The sequence below is a fragment of the Martinezella sp. CNPSo 3890 genome (genome assembly GCF_057784455.1).
This window is the reverse complement of record NZ_JBXSOR010000018.1, coordinates 38,753-55,078: the sequence shown is the minus strand read 5'-3', so window position 1 is coordinate 55,078 and position 16,326 is coordinate 38,753. Positions and strand designations below refer to the sequence as shown.

The 16,326-nt window shown below is 56.0% G+C and carries 22 protein-coding genes and 1 tRNA gene; 10 read left to right on the top strand and 13 right to left on the bottom strand.

Annotated elements, in window-relative coordinates; genetic code table 11:
- Positions 1-5: 5 nt before the first annotated feature.
- Positions 6-323, bottom strand: coding sequence for a hypothetical protein (locus AC13RC_RS28555; protein ID WP_113333835.1), 318 nt, complete (start codon positions 321-323; stop codon positions 6-8).
- Between the two features lie 581 nt (positions 324-904).
- Between AC13RC_RS28555 and AC13RC_RS28550 the strand changes: the two genes are divergently transcribed.
- Entirely contained in the window at positions 905-1,066 is a 162-nt protein-coding gene (locus AC13RC_RS28550) for a hypothetical protein (RefSeq protein ID WP_156090745.1), read from the top strand.
- A 110-nt stretch (positions 1,067-1,176) separates the two neighbouring features.
- Here the strand turns inward: AC13RC_RS28550 and lipB are convergent, their stop codons facing one another.
- Entirely contained in the window at positions 1,177-1,893 is a 717-nt protein-coding gene (lipB, locus tag AC13RC_RS28545) for a lipoyl(octanoyl) transferase LipB (RefSeq protein WP_488559280.1), read from the bottom strand.
- Positions 1,894-2,132: 239 nt separating this feature from the next.
- Here lipB and AC13RC_RS28540 point away from each other — a divergent pair.
- Both AC13RC_RS28540 and AC13RC_RS28535 read left to right on the top strand, forming a co-directional pair.
- A tRNA-Leu gene (locus AC13RC_RS28540) sits at positions 2,133-2,217 on the top strand.
- A 125-nt stretch (positions 2,218-2,342) separates the two neighbouring features.
- A complete protein-coding gene (locus tag AC13RC_RS28535; protein WP_488559279.1) occupies positions 2,343-3,713 on the top strand; it encodes a DUF6538 domain-containing protein in 1,371 nt (456 codons plus the stop codon).
- On the opposite strand, the gene AC13RC_RS28530 is transcribed toward AC13RC_RS28535, so the two are convergent.
- The 11 genes from AC13RC_RS28530 to AC13RC_RS28480 form a co-directional block, all read right to left on the bottom strand.
- A complete protein-coding gene (locus tag AC13RC_RS28530; protein ID WP_488559278.1) occupies positions 3,710-5,980 on the bottom strand; it encodes a phage NrS-1 polymerase family protein in 2,271 nt (756 codons plus the stop codon). The genes AC13RC_RS28535 and AC13RC_RS28530 overlap by 4 nt on opposite strands.
- A gap of 182 nt (positions 5,981-6,162) precedes the next feature.
- Entirely contained in the window at positions 6,163-6,384 is a 222-nt protein-coding gene (locus AC13RC_RS28525) for a hypothetical protein (protein ID WP_488559277.1), read from the bottom strand.
- A 187-nt stretch (positions 6,385-6,571) separates the two neighbouring features.
- Positions 6,572-7,129 carry a hypothetical protein gene (locus AC13RC_RS28520; protein WP_488559276.1) on the bottom strand — a complete coding sequence of 186 codons (558 nt, stop codon included), beginning with the start codon at positions 7,127-7,129 and terminating at the stop codon, positions 6,572-6,574.
- 13 nt (positions 7,130-7,142) lie between these two features.
- Positions 7,143-8,174 carry a DNA cytosine methyltransferase gene (locus AC13RC_RS28515; RefSeq protein WP_488559275.1) on the bottom strand — a complete coding sequence of 344 codons (1,032 nt, stop codon included), beginning with the start codon at positions 8,172-8,174 and terminating at the stop codon, positions 7,143-7,145.
- On the bottom strand, positions 8,171-8,437 hold the full coding sequence (locus AC13RC_RS28510) for a hypothetical protein (protein WP_488559274.1): 267 nt from the start codon (positions 8,435-8,437) through the stop codon (positions 8,171-8,173). Before AC13RC_RS28510 ends, AC13RC_RS28515 begins: the two co-directional genes overlap by 4 nt.
- A gap of 220 nt (positions 8,438-8,657) precedes the next feature.
- Positions 8,658-9,149 carry a hypothetical protein gene (locus tag AC13RC_RS28505; protein ID WP_488559273.1) on the bottom strand — a complete coding sequence of 164 codons (492 nt, stop codon included), beginning with the start codon at positions 9,147-9,149 and terminating at the stop codon, positions 8,658-8,660.
- Positions 9,149-9,376: a hypothetical protein gene (locus AC13RC_RS28500; protein WP_488559272.1), complete on the bottom strand. Its 228-nt coding sequence runs from the start codon at positions 9,374-9,376 to the stop codon at positions 9,149-9,151. The genes AC13RC_RS28505 and AC13RC_RS28500 overlap by 1 nt, the downstream gene beginning before the upstream one ends.
- Entirely contained in the window at positions 9,373-9,585 is a 213-nt protein-coding gene (locus AC13RC_RS28495) for a hypothetical protein (protein WP_488559271.1), read from the bottom strand. Before AC13RC_RS28495 ends, AC13RC_RS28500 begins: the two co-directional genes overlap by 4 nt.
- Positions 9,582-9,716 (bottom strand): hypothetical protein, encoded by a 135-nt coding sequence (locus tag AC13RC_RS28490; RefSeq protein ID WP_488559270.1) that lies wholly within the window; start codon positions 9,714-9,716, stop codon positions 9,582-9,584. The genes AC13RC_RS28495 and AC13RC_RS28490 overlap by 4 nt, the downstream gene beginning before the upstream one ends.
- Before the next feature lie 52 nt (positions 9,717-9,768).
- Positions 9,769-10,134, bottom strand: a complete 366-nt coding sequence (locus tag AC13RC_RS28485) for a hypothetical protein (protein ID WP_488559269.1) — start codon at positions 10,132-10,134, stop codon at positions 9,769-9,771.
- Between the two features lie 179 nt (positions 10,135-10,313).
- Positions 10,314-11,933, bottom strand: coding sequence for a DEAD/DEAH box helicase (locus tag AC13RC_RS28480; RefSeq protein WP_488559268.1), 1,620 nt, complete (start codon positions 11,931-11,933; stop codon positions 10,314-10,316).
- A gap of 93 nt (positions 11,934-12,026) precedes the next feature.
- Between AC13RC_RS28480 and AC13RC_RS28475 the strand changes: the two genes are divergently transcribed.
- The 7 genes from AC13RC_RS28475 (at position 12,027) to AC13RC_RS28445 (ending at position 15,916) form a co-directional block, all read left to right on the top strand.
- Positions 12,027-12,683: a hypothetical protein gene (locus tag AC13RC_RS28475; protein WP_488559267.1), complete on the top strand. Its 657-nt coding sequence runs from the start codon at positions 12,027-12,029 to the stop codon at positions 12,681-12,683.
- Between the two features lie 76 nt (positions 12,684-12,759).
- Positions 12,760-12,966, top strand: a complete 207-nt coding sequence (locus AC13RC_RS28470; protein ID WP_488559266.1) for a hypothetical protein — start codon at positions 12,760-12,762, stop codon at positions 12,964-12,966.
- Entirely contained in the window at positions 12,963-14,060 is a 1,098-nt protein-coding gene (locus AC13RC_RS28465) for a DUF2800 domain-containing protein (protein ID WP_488559265.1), read from the top strand. Before AC13RC_RS28470 ends, AC13RC_RS28465 begins: the two co-directional genes overlap by 4 nt.
- Entirely contained in the window at positions 14,057-14,359 is a 303-nt protein-coding gene (locus tag AC13RC_RS28460; RefSeq protein ID WP_488559264.1) for a DUF2312 domain-containing protein, read from the top strand. The genes AC13RC_RS28465 and AC13RC_RS28460 overlap by 4 nt, the downstream gene beginning before the upstream one ends.
- 18 nt (positions 14,360-14,377) lie before the next feature.
- The gene (locus AC13RC_RS28455) at positions 14,378-14,599 is read left to right on the top strand and encodes a hypothetical protein (RefSeq protein WP_488559263.1); all 222 of its coding nucleotides are present in this window, start codon (positions 14,378-14,380) and stop codon (positions 14,597-14,599) included.
- Between the two features lie 4 nt (positions 14,600-14,603).
- Positions 14,604-15,596 (top strand): hypothetical protein, encoded by a 993-nt coding sequence (locus AC13RC_RS28450; RefSeq protein ID WP_488559262.1) that lies wholly within the window; start codon positions 14,604-14,606, stop codon positions 15,594-15,596.
- A gap of 44 nt (positions 15,597-15,640) precedes the next feature.
- Entirely contained in the window at positions 15,641-15,916 is a 276-nt protein-coding gene (locus AC13RC_RS28445; RefSeq protein WP_488559261.1) for an HNH endonuclease, read from the top strand.
- Positions 15,917-16,326 lie beyond the last annotated feature (410 nt).

Below are 16,326 nucleotides of genomic sequence, written 5' to 3'. Positions count from 1 at the left end.
CTTTCCTACTGGCACATCAGATAAGCGTGCGGAACGCAGGTGCATGCGTAAGATTGGGTCGGGCACGTCATGTCCTGCAATGTCCGGTCGTCGCAATTGCACGTTACGAAATAGGATGAATTGTTCGGCATCTTCAGAATGCTCGAGGTGGAATAGCCGCTGCCAAGATCCGCGCGCCGATAGCTGAAGCTTGAAGCCGAATTCTGGGCATTCTGGTTGCCGCCGGCGGTCTGAGCCATGACCGGCAAGACGGACACGGTAAGGAGGAGTAGCGCCTTGAAGCCTGTCTTCCAATAACGGGTCACGCCAAAAACGGCTCTCATTGTCCTTACTCCATTCTGCAGTTTTGCTTGGGAATGAACTCTAATTTCGGAATGTTTCTTCCGTTTCTCCGTCTGTTGCGAAACCTTTCTGTCCGCAATTTTCAGCCATGAGATGAACGGAACGTCGCCGGTGCCGCGTCTCGGCACAATGGTTGGGAAAACCCCTGTGGCTTACGTCCGACCCCTTGCCGACAATATCACCACCGCGCAGAGGGAAAAAGTCGTTAGGACCCTATCAAAGGCTGACGGCGATCACGGTTTCGCGAGGAATAGGAGCGATTGTGGGAGGGATACAACCTATCCTGAAACTTGGACCTTGAAGTGCAGACGCATCGCCCTAATTTCATTAGTGCAGTTCCCCTCTCTGTGCCCTGGATGCTCTCCCTTCCAGGGCATTTTTCTTTTGTGGCACTTTTCTTGTCGAGCCGGGCATGCGGTGAAAACGGACCATCGCACCAAATGATTCGCAACGGCTCCCAAATGGGCGTAAGCTGTCCTCACCGTTGGCTACCGAACCCGTAGGCGCCATCGGCTGAGAGAGACGACGCGCTCTCGCCTGCAGAGGTCAAGGAGTTACCCGCATGACCTCGCATGATAATCACGACAATATCTTGAGCGATCAGAAACTGCATGATCTTCTCAGGGCAGAAGACAAAATAGATCTTTTGGAAAAATCGAAACGGCGCGCTTTGGATGAATGGGAAGTGCCCGTGCCAGAAGATGCCGAACAGTTTTCCCTGTGAGGGATGGCGGCTTTTTCGCAGTAGATCGGACAGGTCGTTTGACCTGTCCTGCTTAGCGCTGGAATTCCGCGCAGCATCCTGGATCGCCTTCCGGCGATCACCGATTGGCTTCAAGCGTCATTGATCGTTTCGCCGAAGACTTGTTCGAACGCCTCGCGGAGACGGATATCGACATCCGCCATCATGACCGGCAGGCCAAGATCGACGAGGCTGGTGACGCCATAAGCCGAGATTCCGCAAGGAATGATGCCGGTGAAGTGCCCGAGATCGGGGTCGACGTTCAGCGAAAGGCCGTGAAATGTCACCCATTTGCGCACACGGATACCGAGGGCTGCAATTTTGTCCTCCGCCAAGGTACCGTCTGCAAGAATCGGCTTCTCCGGGCGCCTGACCCATACGCCGACCCGATCTTCTCGCCGCTCGCCACGTACATTCATCGAATCAAGCGTGCGAATGATGACCTCCTCGAGCGCGCCGACGAAGGCGCGGATATCCTGCCGCCGACACTTCAGGTCCAGCATGACATAGGCCACGCGCTGACCTGGCCCGTGATAGGTATATTCTCCGCCGCGTCCGGTCGCAAAGACCGGGAAACGATCCGGCTCGATCAGATCGGCGGCATTGGCGCTGGTGCCTGCCGTATAGAGTGGCGGATGTTCGACCAGCCAGACGAGCTCCGGCACCCGTCCCTCGGCAATCGCGGCCACTTCCGCCTCCATCGTGGCTACGGCCTCCTCATATGGCACGAGGCCGTCGCTGATCCGCCAGCGGACGGGCGGCGTGCCTTGAACGGGAAACATTTGGTGAGAAAGTTCGGTGCGAAGCATATGGCAGTCCTTTGCGCGCCGCGCCGGCCGCATATGTGGAAAACTTGCGTGCCGACGGGTTGTCCACATATGGCGCTATTCGGGCGGGAATTCAAACATGTAAGGCGTTTCCGCCGCATCCGGACCAGCTCGATCGGGCGAGCTGTGAAGGAATTTAAAAAAACTGACATATCGCTCTTGTGCCCCCCGAATGCTTTTGCTACATGCAGCCGCGCCGGAGCAATCTGGCCTACCACGATGCGGTCGTGGCGGAATTGGTAGACGCGCAGCGTTGAGGTCGCTGTGGGGCAACCCGTGGAAGTTCGAGTCTTCTCGACCGCACCAGTAACGAAAAAGCCTAAGTCATTGATTTGACTTGGGCTTTTCGCTTTTCTGGACCTTGCCATATTGACGATGCTCGTAATTTTGTGCCACAAATTGTGCTACACCCACGGGACGGAGGTTATGTGTTGTCGCCTCGCAAAATCATTCATGCAGCGCCTGAACCGCTTCGCTATCTCAAAGCGCGCGGCAAGAAATGGCACTATGTTCGGCGCGTGCCGGGCCATGTTTCCCACTTCGACAATAGAGGGACAATCCGCGTCTCACTAAAAACGTCATCGCTTGACGTGGCGAAATTACGCCGCGATGCTCTTGAGCGTGCTGACGATTTGTTTTGGCAAGGTCTCGTCATGGACGATCCGCAAAAGTCCGCCCACGCTCAATATGCGGCGGCTAAGGCGCGCGCGGTCGCACTCGGTTTTGAATACAAGGGACCGGTGCAAATCGCCGAAACATCATCAATCGAAGAAATCGTGAAGCGTATCGCAGCGGCCAAGGAATCGCCACGGGATGAGGTTGCCGCGCTCGGGGCAGTGGATGAACCGAAGCTTTCGGTTAAGAAGGCAATGGAGCTCTACACCGAAGAGCTTGCCGCCGACGAACTGAAGGGCATGAGTGAGGGGCAAATAGAGTCGTGGAAGAAAGTTAAGCTGATATCGTCGGCGATGTTTGTTGAAGTTATCGGCGATAAGGCTTTGCTCGATATTACCCGTGCCGACGCGACTAAATTCCAGGCACATTTCCGTGAGCGCATGAAGAAAGAAGGGATTTCCGGCAACACGGCAAATCGGCGTTTCGGGAATATGCGAAAGCTCTTCCGGGTATATGCCAATCATTTGCAGCTTGACATTAAGAACCCCTTCGACGGTCTATCCTTCAGCGATAAGAAGACGCTTCGCAAAAAGATATTGCCGTTTGAAGCGAGCTATATGGAGATGAAGTTTCTCAACTTTGAGCAGGACCCCGAAACAGGCGAGCATAAATACGCTTTGGCTACCCTGAATCGTGAGGCTCGATTGATCTTTCTGGCAATGATCGAAACCGGCTGCCGTCCTTCTGAGATAGCCAATCTCAAGCCCGAGAATATCCATCTGAAAGCGAACGTGCCCTTTATTTCGGTCACATTCACAGACGATCGCGGCTTAAAGACGGAAAACAGCGTGCGCGATATCCCGTTAGTCGGCGTCTCGCTGGAGGCTATGCGTCTCGCGCCAAACGGTTTCCCACGCTATGCAGACAAGGAAACCAATTTATCAGCCGCCATCATGAGGCATTTGAAAGTATTCAAACTTTTGCCGTCGAAGAATCATCGTGCGTATTCTATCCGCCACGCCTATGAGAAGCGAATGTTAGAAGCCGAGTTTGACGACGAATTCCGTCGCCGCACGCTAGGCCACGACACGGACCGCCCCGAATATGGCGACGGCGGCTCACTCGCCTGGAGACAGGAAAAGATGGCGTCGATAGCGCTAAAGTTCGATCAACGGATTTTTGACTAGATCGCCCGCATAGCTGGCGCGACGTAACCTTGCGCCACGTCATAGGGAATCGACGTGCCGGGGCGTGCATAGAGCGTCGGGCGCGTGTTGCCTTCCTGAAGGATTGTAGTCGTCGCCTTCCCCGTGGACACATAGCCGAGCGATTCACAGATCGCGGCAATCTTACGCGGCGCACGGCGGATATTGTTGCTTTGGAGCAAGTTCGTAACCGCCCATGTCGAAAGCCAGCCGTTGCGGAAGCCTGGCACGTCACTTTCAATTGCGTCGATAACGTATTGTTCCGCCACACCATAACTATTCGCGACGGCTTCCGGAGTGCTCGACGTACGCGGCGCGAGCGTGCATGTGGCAGCCGGGTTGAATTCGTCGGCAATTTTATAATTCAAGAGGTAGTGACGCATGATCGCGAAGCCGTCGGCGCGCAACCAATCCCACAGGCGCGGAAAGTAATTGTCACTTAGCATCCCGTCGCGCTCCATATCCTCACGCGATTGTTGCGCGGTGTAGAAAATGGCAAAGCGGCGGTCGTCGCGTTCCTTGATAATCGCGTCTTTGTGGTTTGTGCAGAAAAACCAGTTGGCGCAATAGTCCCGATTCATGCCGGCGTCGACGCCTTTCTTTTCGATCTCGACGCCTTCGGCGGTGATGTAGTTTTTCAGCTTCTCCAGCATTTCGAGCTTTTCGAACATGTGGATTTCTTCGACGTTGATAAACGTCCGATTCACGAGGAACGGGTTGAATTGCTTCGTGATCGACTCGGCTTCCGGCGTCCAGGAATACCGATCGCCCATGGAATATGTCAGCACCTTAGCGATAAGGCTCTTGCCGTTGCCCTTCGTCCCCTGAAGCACTGGCGACCACAGGAATTTCTTGCCGGGGAACTGCACGAGCGCGGCCATCCAACAGAGCAAGATTTCACGGTCACGCGGATCCGGCAGCATTCGACGCAGCAAGTCCAGGAACGGCGACGCATCGCCTTCGACGGTCCGAATCTCTTCACAGAAGTAGATATTGACGGCGTCGTTTATGATGACGCCTGAAGGAACTGCCGGCTTGAAGCAAGTCCGGTGCACCTTGGGGAATTTGACGGCGCGATTGACGGTGAAGGCTTCCCACGCCGAATAGGTCGGTTTGCTGCCGTCGAACGACATGGCGAACTGATGACCGCCGTACATGATGTCGAATTGCGTTCGCTTCAGGAGTCGACCACCCGGCACTACAATACGATCGTCAAGCTCGACATAAACACAGCCTTTGAAGTGGTCGGCTAGCTCTCCGATGCCGACGAATTCGCGTCCGTCTCCAGCGACGGCAACGGGCGCTGTTCCGGTATCGCCGACGGCAGCGGCTGGAATTGTGAGCTGTCGTGGTCGAGCGTAGACGTTGCGAGTGCCGCGAACAGCCTTTGATATTGATTCAGCACGGTAGTCAGGTCGTCGGTCATATTTTTCCCGCATAAGTGCGGAACGGCGAAACAAGCGGTCAATTCGCGCCGTGTTCTTTCCTGTATAGAATGCAAGGTGGTTAAGCAGGGCCTGGTCGGCGCTGGAGTGATCGAAATCACCTCCAGTGGTTGAGGGATAGATTTTTCCGAGAACATCAACGCGCCCTTCCCATAAGTCCGCCACCGTGGCGACGTCGCCAAAGTTCGCGGCGATACTGCCCTTAGCGGCAAGCATAATTTTAATAAGTTCATCGTCATCGGCTGGACCGTTCCATTGCGGGTCGGCAGCATCCACGAACGGCACGGCGTCGGCGGGGTCGCTCGATACCGGCACGAGCGCGGCAAGCGCCGTCGTCCAGTCGAGATTGATGTTACCTTGCATCCCCTGCCCGAGCGCAACAAAACGCTTCGTGCTGTAGTATTCCAGCCAATTGCCGGGGCGCTCTGTCGTGCCGAACTTGTGCTTACGCGGGCCGAGTGCCAGAGCATCGCACACACCCATGATATGCAAGCCGGTCCCGTTCACGGACACTTCCATGCAAGCGCCGGGGAACATGTTCGCGATGCGCAGCGCTTCCGGGTGCCATTGTCCCGTAGCCGGGTCGCGGCAGTCGTCCAGGTCGAACAAGAAATAAGGGTCGTTGTCGGTTAGCACTATGCCGACGGGAAGTCCCGTGGCGTTCGCTTGCTCCCACGTCATCCACTGTGTCGGGTCGTGCGGGTCGATTGCATAACCGGTATGCGGGTCGGTCGGCACCTTGCGCGGCTTCGTCGCGGGCGGTATCGGCGGCTGAACGGTCCAGTTGATGAAATTGAATGTCATGCCCCTAGCGCACCCGGTATTCTATAATTCTGCCGTAGTCCGAAATGTCTTCCGGGTACGGTCCCCATTGCCACAGAAACGCGGGACGATTTTCGAACACCTCACCATCGGCAAAGCGGATATCGACTCTCGTGTTCCGGCTTACCGGTAAGCCTTTTCCGTCGTGTGGGCGGAACGGCTCGTCATTTTTCATCAGTGCACCGGAACCCGGCTTTTCCCACGATCAGCCGTTGTTCATCGGTTGCCGGGACGAAAGTCGGAAAGTAACGAAACACCCGGTTGCCGTCTTTGTCCGTCGCCGCGCCAAGCTCGACGCAATAACGAATGCCACGTGCCGGGGTTTTTGCGATGTTCGCGTGAGCCGCTTTGTTTGTCTTGAAGTTCTTAAATTTCGTGCGCGTCATCGGAGTGTTTTTCCCGCCTTAGGATCGGCTTCCTGAAGATGAAAGAGCATGGAATCGAACATCGGGCCGACAGGCACGAGCATTTCAATCCCTGTGTCAAAGCGAACCTGAATGAAGCCTTTCTTCACCCGCGTATCAAACGCAAGGGCAAGACCGAGTTCTTTCGTGTCGATATGTGACGAGTGTTTCATATGGCCGGCTTTCGTAACGGTGCGTTGGAAAATGGCACGTTATCGCCCCAAACGCACCACTGACAATCCATTGTGGCGTTGCCTCCACCGGTAAAATCGACACGCCACGTTAACGGATGGCACGCCTTCGGCGGGTATTTCTCATGTAAGATGTAACGCTTGTCTGCATTCCAAAACGTCTGTTTCAGATAGAACGCCATGAACGCAAACCCGAGCTTGTGGGCATGCTCGATAAACTCGGCAGCGAGGAAGAACGGCGGATTCGTGATCAGCGCCATGCGACGAAACGCCGGGATAGGCGGCACTTTTAAAAAGTCGATACCGCCCAGGCCAAAGCCCCTGTGAATGAGGTCCGTCGACAGGACAGTCTTGCCGTGACGCGCGATGACTTTTGACATTGCCCCGTTGCCGCACGCAGGTTCAACCACAATGTCCGGAATGATGTCAATGTAATGTTGTAGCATTACAATAGTCGGCTCTGGGGGCGTCGGATAGAAGTGATGCGCGTTCGAAACCTTGCCACCGCCCGCCACGGCTACGCCGAAATTGTTCATTTGCGTCTCGCTTTTAACAATCGATGGAGTCGGCAAAGGCTTCGATGAACGCTTTTGTTTGATACGCGTTGATTGCGTTGCCATAACCGCGCAATCGTCCCACTCGGGCGGCAGCCCCATGAGCCAACGGGAATGTGCCGGGTTCAACTGCCCTCCACCGCTCATCCCGGCAGAAGAGCCAATCAGCATCGCTCCAGAAACCGTTAGTCGGGCCGGTTGATCCGTGGTCGACAACTCGACAGTTCGAGGCGAACTGTCGTTGTTCCCCGCCGCGTTGTTGCCGTTCTGTGAAGGCGTCCCGGCCATTGGAGTCGGCCACGCTGCCAGTTGATGAACTTGTTCGTTCAACGGTTTGCCCCTGGGGTGAGCTGCACGTTTCGAGTGAAATTCGTCGCTTGCACTGTTGCTGCGATAATCGTGCGTCGTGGGCAACTCCCACGACGCCAAATGAGAGGCTGTCGTCATCGAATGACCGCGATTGCCCCGCTCCAGAGAGCCTTTCCCTCCCGCCGCTTCCGAATCTTGAAATGTCGGTGTCGGCCAAGAGGTACGCTCCGAAGAACTGCCGATGTCTTTCGTGCGGTGCGCCGTAGCCCGCAGAAGGGGAAACGACCGCCCCGCAGGCGTAGTCCATTCCTTCCAAGTCAGCTTGTACAAGGTCGAGCCAAGCATATCCGTCTTTTGACGCAACTTGTTCGCCAACGATTTTTGAAGGTTTGCACTCGTGGATGAGATGTTGCCAAGACGGCCAAAGGTGCCGCTCGTCATCAAAGCCGCCTCTTTTGCCTGACGCGGAGAAAGGTTGGCAGGGGCAAGAACCTGTCCAAATAGGACGGTCGTCACTCCAGCCGGCAAGCCTAAGCCCGTAGCTCCAGACGCCGATACCGGCAAAGAAGTGGCACTGAGTATATCCTGCAATCTCGGAAGGTTTGACATCAACTATGCTCCGTCTATCAACCACGCCTGGCGCAATATGACCTTGGGAAATCAGCGCTTCTAACCAGTCGGCGGCGAACGGATCGATTTCGTTATACCAAGCCGTCATTCTTCGTCATCCAATATCGCCGTGACCAATCCGGAGTCGTAGACGGTTGACAAAATCTTTGCGTCAAGTTCGCGCGGCGTCATGCGACGCTTGTGCGCTTCGTGCCATCGCGGCGGCTTTATTCCGAGTAATTTCTTTTGCATCGAAACGGCGGCTTTCGTGCATTTAAGCTTTTTCGCAACGTCGATTGTGCGCGATTTAGGATGATCCATCAGATAAGAGCGGATTGCCGCCGCCTGTTCGCCTCGCGGATGATCGCTCATACCCGATACCCCATGCGATCGCCGACAAAGCGCGGATCTGCAATGATGCTGTTCCAAAGCTCACTGTAGCGCGGGAAATATGCTCGGACGGTACGGTCCGCTGTCTCGGCTTCGCATTCGTTGGCAACCGAATTCCAGGTTACGCGCAACAGCCCGTCGCGGTTAGCGACGCGAATTGCCGCGTCAAGGATGATCGTCCGACGAGCTTTTGCGGGTAGCTTCATCCTAGTCGCACCGCTGTAAGATGGTCACGGTATTGCCTCTCATGCGTTACAAACATGCCGATGCCGCCAAGCTGGCAAACGGTTGCTAGAAAAGCCTCTTGCGCTCTGTCGCGGTCGTTCTCGGGTTTCTTCCAGCCGGGTTTCTTGACTTCCACAGCTGTAAAAATCCCCATCGTGTAACCGACGTGACGCGGCGTGATGACGATCGGTGTTGGTCCGATCAGGTCTGACGACTTCCATTCGTCGTCCAACTTCGCACTGTCATTCCCCAGGCCGAAGCGCACCCATCGCCCCGGAGACATTTCGTGTGCACCGCGATTATTTCGCCAAAGGGCCGCGCCAAGTTTCGGAGCTTCGACTCGTAGCCGCGACTGCGTGGATGCTTCGGACGTTCCCGCATCTGTCGACGTCGGGATATAGATCGACCGAAGCTCTTCAAGCGCGGCGGCGGGTATGCCCCATTTCGCGGCCCATTCGGCGAACATCATTACGAAGCCGCCATTTCCGCGAGTTGCGTCATCAACTTCTTGACGCGTTCGAGGCAGATCGTTTCAACAACGTCGCGATTCAGGTGCTCGGCAGCCCTGACGTCGGCGTCGAGCACCGTCAGCTTGTCCTTAAACCCCTTGTTGATGATCGTTGCCGCGTCGACATGCGTTGTGCAGATTTCATCAATCCGCCGCGCCACGTCATCCAACGTAAGTTTCTCGGTCATGCGAATTTTCCTATCTGGAGATTGATGATGACGATTTTCATTTCCGCCGTGATGTCGGAGCGGAGCGCCGTCATGCGAATGAATTGAATGAGATCGTTACGCGCTTTGATGTATTCCCGCGCTTGCGCCTTGTGATAAAGTGCGTAACCTTCCGGTGCGTGCGCTGCCGCGTGGGCGAGACTGTCGAACGTGGGAATGCCGATTGTCATTGCGACAACTCGCCAAGTTTGATGTTTGCAGCAACAAGCATCCGGTGCGCCTGGACATAATAGCGATCGGCAATTGCCATCTTATCGGGGTCGCCCGAGATCCGAGCTTCCTCAAGTTCGACGGTTGCCATTTCCGCCTGCAACGCGCGTTCAGTGGCGATACGTCTCCAGCGTGCGAGAGCGTTAGACATTGACGGAAGCCTTGATATCCGCACACGAAAGACGCGAGACGGCGTTCATTGCGGAAATGCGAAGCGTTGACGGCTGCGATTCCGATTTGCGAGCTGCGCGCTTCTTGCGATCGTTCAACACACGGGTTCTCTCGCCACGCTTGACGACGGCGCGGAAATCGGCGCGTTGCACCTGCCGGCTTTCGATCGTCGGGACGAAAAATAAGCCAGCCACTGCGTTCGATGCAACCACGCGGCGAGCACGTTTCGCGTCGGCGCGTGAAATATAGAAAATCTTCGACTCGACCGTCTGAGCGCGCGGCTTCATGCGCTTCCATCCGAGAACTACGGCTTCGGCAAAATCTTGTGTGCTAAGCATTCAAATTCCCTCCGTTAGAGTTGGGCGGCTCTTGCGGCGAGTCCGCCCGGTTGTTGCGACGGATGGCGCGCCCCGCGCTGCGGTTTTACATTTGCCACCCCCTTACGTTACATGCGTTACATATCGTGTAACGTTTTGATGGCACATTATGTCAGATCATGTCAACACGTAACGTTACATTAAATGAAGCTTTGGCGAATTTTGCCGGCAAGCGCTGTCATCTCGGCACCCGTCAAGGTTTGTGCCGTCATCGCATCCACACCGAAGCCGTGATAAAAACGCCGGTATGCTTCGCTTTCGGAGCGCCCTAGCCCGTAGATTTGTATCCCGGCCCAATAGTTCATGGTCTCGCGAAGCTGCTGTAACGCCTCCAGGCGTGCCGCATGGTTTCGTTGTCGCACGACGTCGGCGGCGGATTGCGGCTTTTTGGTCCACTCGTGATCATTCATTTCGCCACGCAGGCGAGCAAGCAACTCGGGGGAAAACTCGGTTAGATCACCGTCGACGGTATCGGGTGACGACCTGACACCGGGCGCGGGGACGTCGACATAGCCGCAATACGGGCATTTCTTCGTGACGGCCTCGTATGCTCTAAAGCATTTAATGCACGCACGGACCGGCAACACACCTTCGTCAAGATCGCGCTTCTTTGAGCCGCGATAATCGATATCGAGCGTCCAGTTACGCGGTGCGTCGGGCAACCCGTGACGGACAACGTTGCCCACGTGGTCGATATAAATCCCGTAGGTTTTGCCCTCAAACAGACGCAACATGCGCCCGAAACGTTGTGCAAAATTTGCAAAGGATTCCGTGGGCGCGCCATCGATAACAACTTCAACGGCGGGAACGTCGAACCCCTCCCCGAATAGTCCGACATTGACGAGAACAAGCGTCTTGCCTTGCTCAAATCGTTCGACAGCCTTCTGACGTATCGTATCGTTCGTCGTGCCGCTAACGGCTTCGGCGGGAATGCCGGCAGCCATGAATCGAGCGGCAACCTCTTTAGCCGTCTCGACGTCAACCACGAATACGATTGCCCGTTTGCCATGGGCAATCTTAGAATATTGGTCGACCATATCGCCGACGATTTGCGATTTATGCGACGCCTCACGAACGGATGCTTCCGTGAAATCGCCAGTGCTCTCGCTAATTTTGAGCATAGAACGGGCGATGGATGCGGGCGGCGCGAAGATCCTGTATTCGGAAAGGTAGCCTTGATTGATCAGTTCCCGCATTGTTGGGCCGATCACCATATGATCAAACAGACCGCCGAATTTGCGCCCGAGCGGTTGATTGTCACAACGTCGTGGCGTCGCTGTTACGCCAAGGCCGATCGCCCGTGGAAACAGTGCGAAGCCTTTGCCCCATTTATTGTTCGCAAGCACGTGATGCGCTTCGTCCATCATGCACAAGCGAATGCCAGTGAATAATTGTTGCAGCGAACTTTGACGCTTAGGCGAAAGTAACGTGTCTATGCCGCCGACGTGTGCCGGTGCCCGTGGGTGATGATAATTGCGTCCGAACTTTTCTACGTGCTGACTGATGCAAAATTTTATCACCGGGTCGGGCGCAATTATGTTGTGATAGATACCTTCCGCCGCCAAAGCTTTCGATAGCTGTCCGACAAGCTCTTGTCGGTGCGCGATTGCTATCTCAGGCTCTTGATTATCCATGAAAATCGAAGCGGTGAATTTCGTCTTCCCCATCCCCGTAGGACCGACGGCTAGGACATTCTTTTTTCCAGCCCTCCACGCCTCGTACGTTTCATTTTTCATGCCGCTTTGATATGGACGTAACATATTTTATAAAATTATCCCGCTTGACACGTAACGGATGATGACATTTAGTGTCAGATATTGTCAACGCCGTAACGCGAAAGGTATTACGAGACAATGCCGAAAATTACACTCACCCTTGATGTAACAGACGAGCAACATGCTCAACTCGTGCAGCGCTTCATTGAGACGGCAAATGCCGTTTCCGGTGGGGATGATGACGAAGGCGGCATTCAGAGCGACCCGAACGGCTCGAAGGTCGACAGTAACGGCGTCGTTTGGGATGCCCGTTTTCACGGTGCCAAGATGACGAAAAATCAGGATGGTACCTGGCGGCGTCTCAAGAATCTCACCGCACAACAGAAGGCCGACGCCGACGCGTACGAAGCCGGTTGCCGTGGTGCCCCGACCGCCGTTGCGCAAGCCGCTGCCGGCGTTCCGGTAACGCAGGAAGCCTCGCCCGTGCCGGCGTTCCTTCAGACCGGCAGCTTTGCGCAGCCTGCCGCCCCGGCAGCGTTACCCGGTGCTCCTATGATGGCAATGCCGGGTATGCCTGCCGCCGCCCCCGTCGCGCCGCCCCCGCCCGCACCGGTCACATACCCGGATCTGATCGCGGCGTTTCAGGCGACGATTGCCCGCGTCGGTCAACCCGCCGTGGATGCCAGCCTTGCGCAGATTTACGCCGCTGCCGGCGTTACCGAACTATCGCAGCTCGAAACCGACGAAGCGAAACGTCGCTCCGTCAAAACCTTCCTGGAACAACTCAACGGCTAAGCCTCCCAAGGGCGGACCGCAGGCGGGTGCACGAATGAACGAGGCGTGCACCCGCCAAATCTAACGGAGATTGATCATGCTTAAAGTTATGCTCGTCGCGGCTTCCACGGTGGCAACGCAACCCGTCACGCCGCAATGCGAATATTCTCGCTACATGTCCGCTGCCACATGGTCCGCTCTCGATGACGCGGAACGCAACGGAGCGTCGAAGTTCGCCGTCAAGAATATCGAGTCGACCTTGCGCGATATCGTCGCGATGGAACGCAGGGTGTGCAGCAAATGAACTTCCGGCTTCCCCCGTCAAGCTCGCATCGCTGGACCAATTGCGCAATGTTCATGCAGGCGGCGCAAAATTATCCAGAGTCACCGGAAGGTGACGAGGCGCGAGAGGGCACATGTGCGGCGTGGGTTGCACAGCTCGTCTTGACGGGGCAAGTGCCGAATTGCGCAACGATGATCGGCACGCCTCATACCAACGGCTGGAGCGTCACGCGCGAAATGGCCGTCGACGTTCAAGGCTATGTCGACATGGTGAAACGGCGCGGCGGCACAACCACATGCGAGCAATCTGTCCAGCTATGCGACTATCCGAACATCGCCGGCACGCTCGACTTGAGCGCGACGTTTGCGAACGGCGACACTCTTTATATCGATGATCTGAAATACGGTCGAAAGATCGTGGAAGTTCGCGACAACACTCAAGTCGTCATCTATGGCGGCTCAATCATTCGCCAGTATGCACCCGGAACGTTCCGTCTTGTGCAGTTCGGCATTTATCAGCCGCGTGCATTTCATCGTCACGGCACCTATCGCAAATGGGTAATTTCCGTTCCCGAGCTTGAACAACTCGTGGAAGATATCAAGGAAGCCGGTCGCGCCGCCTATGCGCCGAATCCTTCCGCGACGCCGGGGTCATGGTGCGAATACTGCCCCGTCGCGACACGATGCGAAGCGCTGGCACACACGAATTATGCGCGGATCTCGCTTGTTAAATCACAGTCGCACCGCGACATGACGCCTGACGAATTGCGACGCGAGCTTGATTTCCTGGAGGAAGCTGAAGCGACGATGAAAGCGCGGCGGAAAGCCGTCGTTGCCGAAGCCGAAGCGCGCGCCCGGAAAGAAATCATTCCCGGCTATACGCTCCAGAAAAGCAAGGGGAAGCGACGTTTCAACGTTCCCGGCCCGGTCATCAAAATGGTGACGGGAGTCGACCCTTATACGGCACCTGATTTGTGCACGCCTGCCGAATTGATCCGGCGCGGTGCATCGGAGTTTGCCACCCACTCCTTATCGATCGTCCCCGAGCGGGGCTTTGAACTGGTCAAGACGGATAGCGTCGATATCGCGGCGTTGTTCAATGGAGGCGGAAAATGATCCCTGAAATACCCACGAGCGACGGCAAACCCCGCCCAAACGATACGGTCGAGAACGTAGCAGCGGCAGAGCTTCGCCAGTTTATCGAACGTGTCGAGCGCCTGGAGGAAGAGAAAGCTGCCATCGGTGCCGATATCAAAGACGTATATGGCGAAGCCAAGGGGCGCGGCTACGACACGAAAGCCATCCGAAAAATCATCCGGATACGTAAGCAGGACGCCAACGAGCGGGCCGAAGAGCAATCCATTCTTTCAACCTACCTGATCGCTTTGGGCATGGCACCCGAAGACTACGTATAACTCTGGAGGCGTAACACCGTGGATGACATCGTTAAAATCGAGAACATTCGCAAGGTGGATATCGGCGAAAATGACGTGATCGTCATCCACACGCCCTACCGAATTTCGGATGAAACCGCGAAGCGCGTCAAAGATTACATGCGCGAACTGCTTCCCGAAAACAAATGCATCGTTCTCGACAATGGCGCGACGTTAAGCGTGCTCACTCGTGACGAGCTGAATTCGCTCAAAGGAGAGTAAAGCAATGCCACAGTCATCAATTCTCAATACCGCCGTCGGTCGATGGGTTAGCGGCTCGTTGACGGAAAAGCGCACCGAAGACATGGACGGTCGTCCGATTCCGGAAGATAAACAGCAATACGAAATCGGTGTCGCGTACCGCAAAGACGACCCCTGGTTGCCCGTCGGCTTCCATGCTATTGCCGGTCATGCATACACGGAATTTGCGCGTGACGGTGCTGCACAACAGAAGATTGCACAAGCGGCGCAATACTTTCCGCAATATCCGCAGGCGCTGGACGGCTTTTCGTGGAAGATTTCGGACGGCGACAAGCCAAACCGCAAGGGACAGGTGAGCGAGCATACGCGCGGTCATTACGTCTTCTATTTCAAGTCGTTGTACCCCATCCGTTGCGCCAATCAGCAGAATGCGGAAATTCCGGCCGATCAACTGAAGCGCGGCTATTTCGTTGATATTTCGTTCACATGTGCCGGCAACGGCGAAGCGGGCGACCGCGCCGGAATATATCTCAACCCGCAGTTCGTGCGGATGATCGCCTATGGTGAAGAAATTCGCGGCGGTGTGAGCGCAGCCGAAGCGTTTGCGAACGCGCCCGTTCCGACACAGTTGCCGCCTGGCGCGTCCGCTATGCCGATCGCGGGTAATCCCGCCGCGATGCCGGGTGGTCAACCACAAGGCATGCCGCAGGCGCAACAGCCGGGTTTTCCTCCGAACGGTGCACCCATGGGCATGCCTGCGTCATCGGTCCCGGCAGGTATGCCGGCAAATGGCATGCCCATGTCAAACAATGGCCTTCCTGCACAGACGAGTGCATTCCCTTCTAGTCAGCCGGGTTTTCCGGGTGCCCCTGCCGGGAACGTCCCGCAGGCCGGTGCGCCCGCTGCGTTTCCTGGTGGGAACGCGCAACAACCGACTGGATTCCCTGGTAACGTTCAACCGCACCCGACCTTTGCCAGCGGTCCAGCAATGGGCGGCGTCGGTTATCCCGGCACGTAACACGATCGGGCGGCGCGAAGCCGCCCATCACTTCGGGGCGCATCATGGCATTCTGTTTCTATTGCAAACGCACGCTCAATGAGGGCCGCGTATCGAAGCGTGGCGACCGTCATAAAGGGCTTGATTTCACGATTGATCACAAAACGCCCCTGTCTCGTGGCGGACCGAACACCCGTGAAAATCGCGTGCCGTGCTGTCTCCGATGCAACGGTCTCAAGGGCAGCATGACCGCCCGCGAATTCTTCAGATACATCGAACGTTACGGCTTTGAGCAACAGCCGCGTCTCATCCGTGAGGGCTTTAAATATGAATGCAAATGACACTTATATTCGCCCGCAGGATCGACGGTTTAACCCGACAGTGTGGGAAAAGAACGCTGTTAAAATTCCTTGGATCAGCACCGACGAAATCGCTCGTGCTCAAGTCGAAGCTGGTACGTGGGCGGTGTTTTATTTCGTTGGTGCGGATAAATACGGGTATCCGACATCGTGACAGATTTCAGCCCGCTTGACATCGCCAAACCTAAGCCGTTTCGCTGGAAGCTCCCCGACGGGTCCGATATCCCGGCGAAAGACTACGTATTCGACATCGAATCCTATCCAAACGTCTTCACGTGCACCATAATTCACCCCCGCACGGGCGCATCGTGGCAATTCGAGATTTCCGATCGCCGCAACGACTCTGGCGCTTTCGTCACATTCCTATTCGATCTCCAGCGCCACGGCTGCCG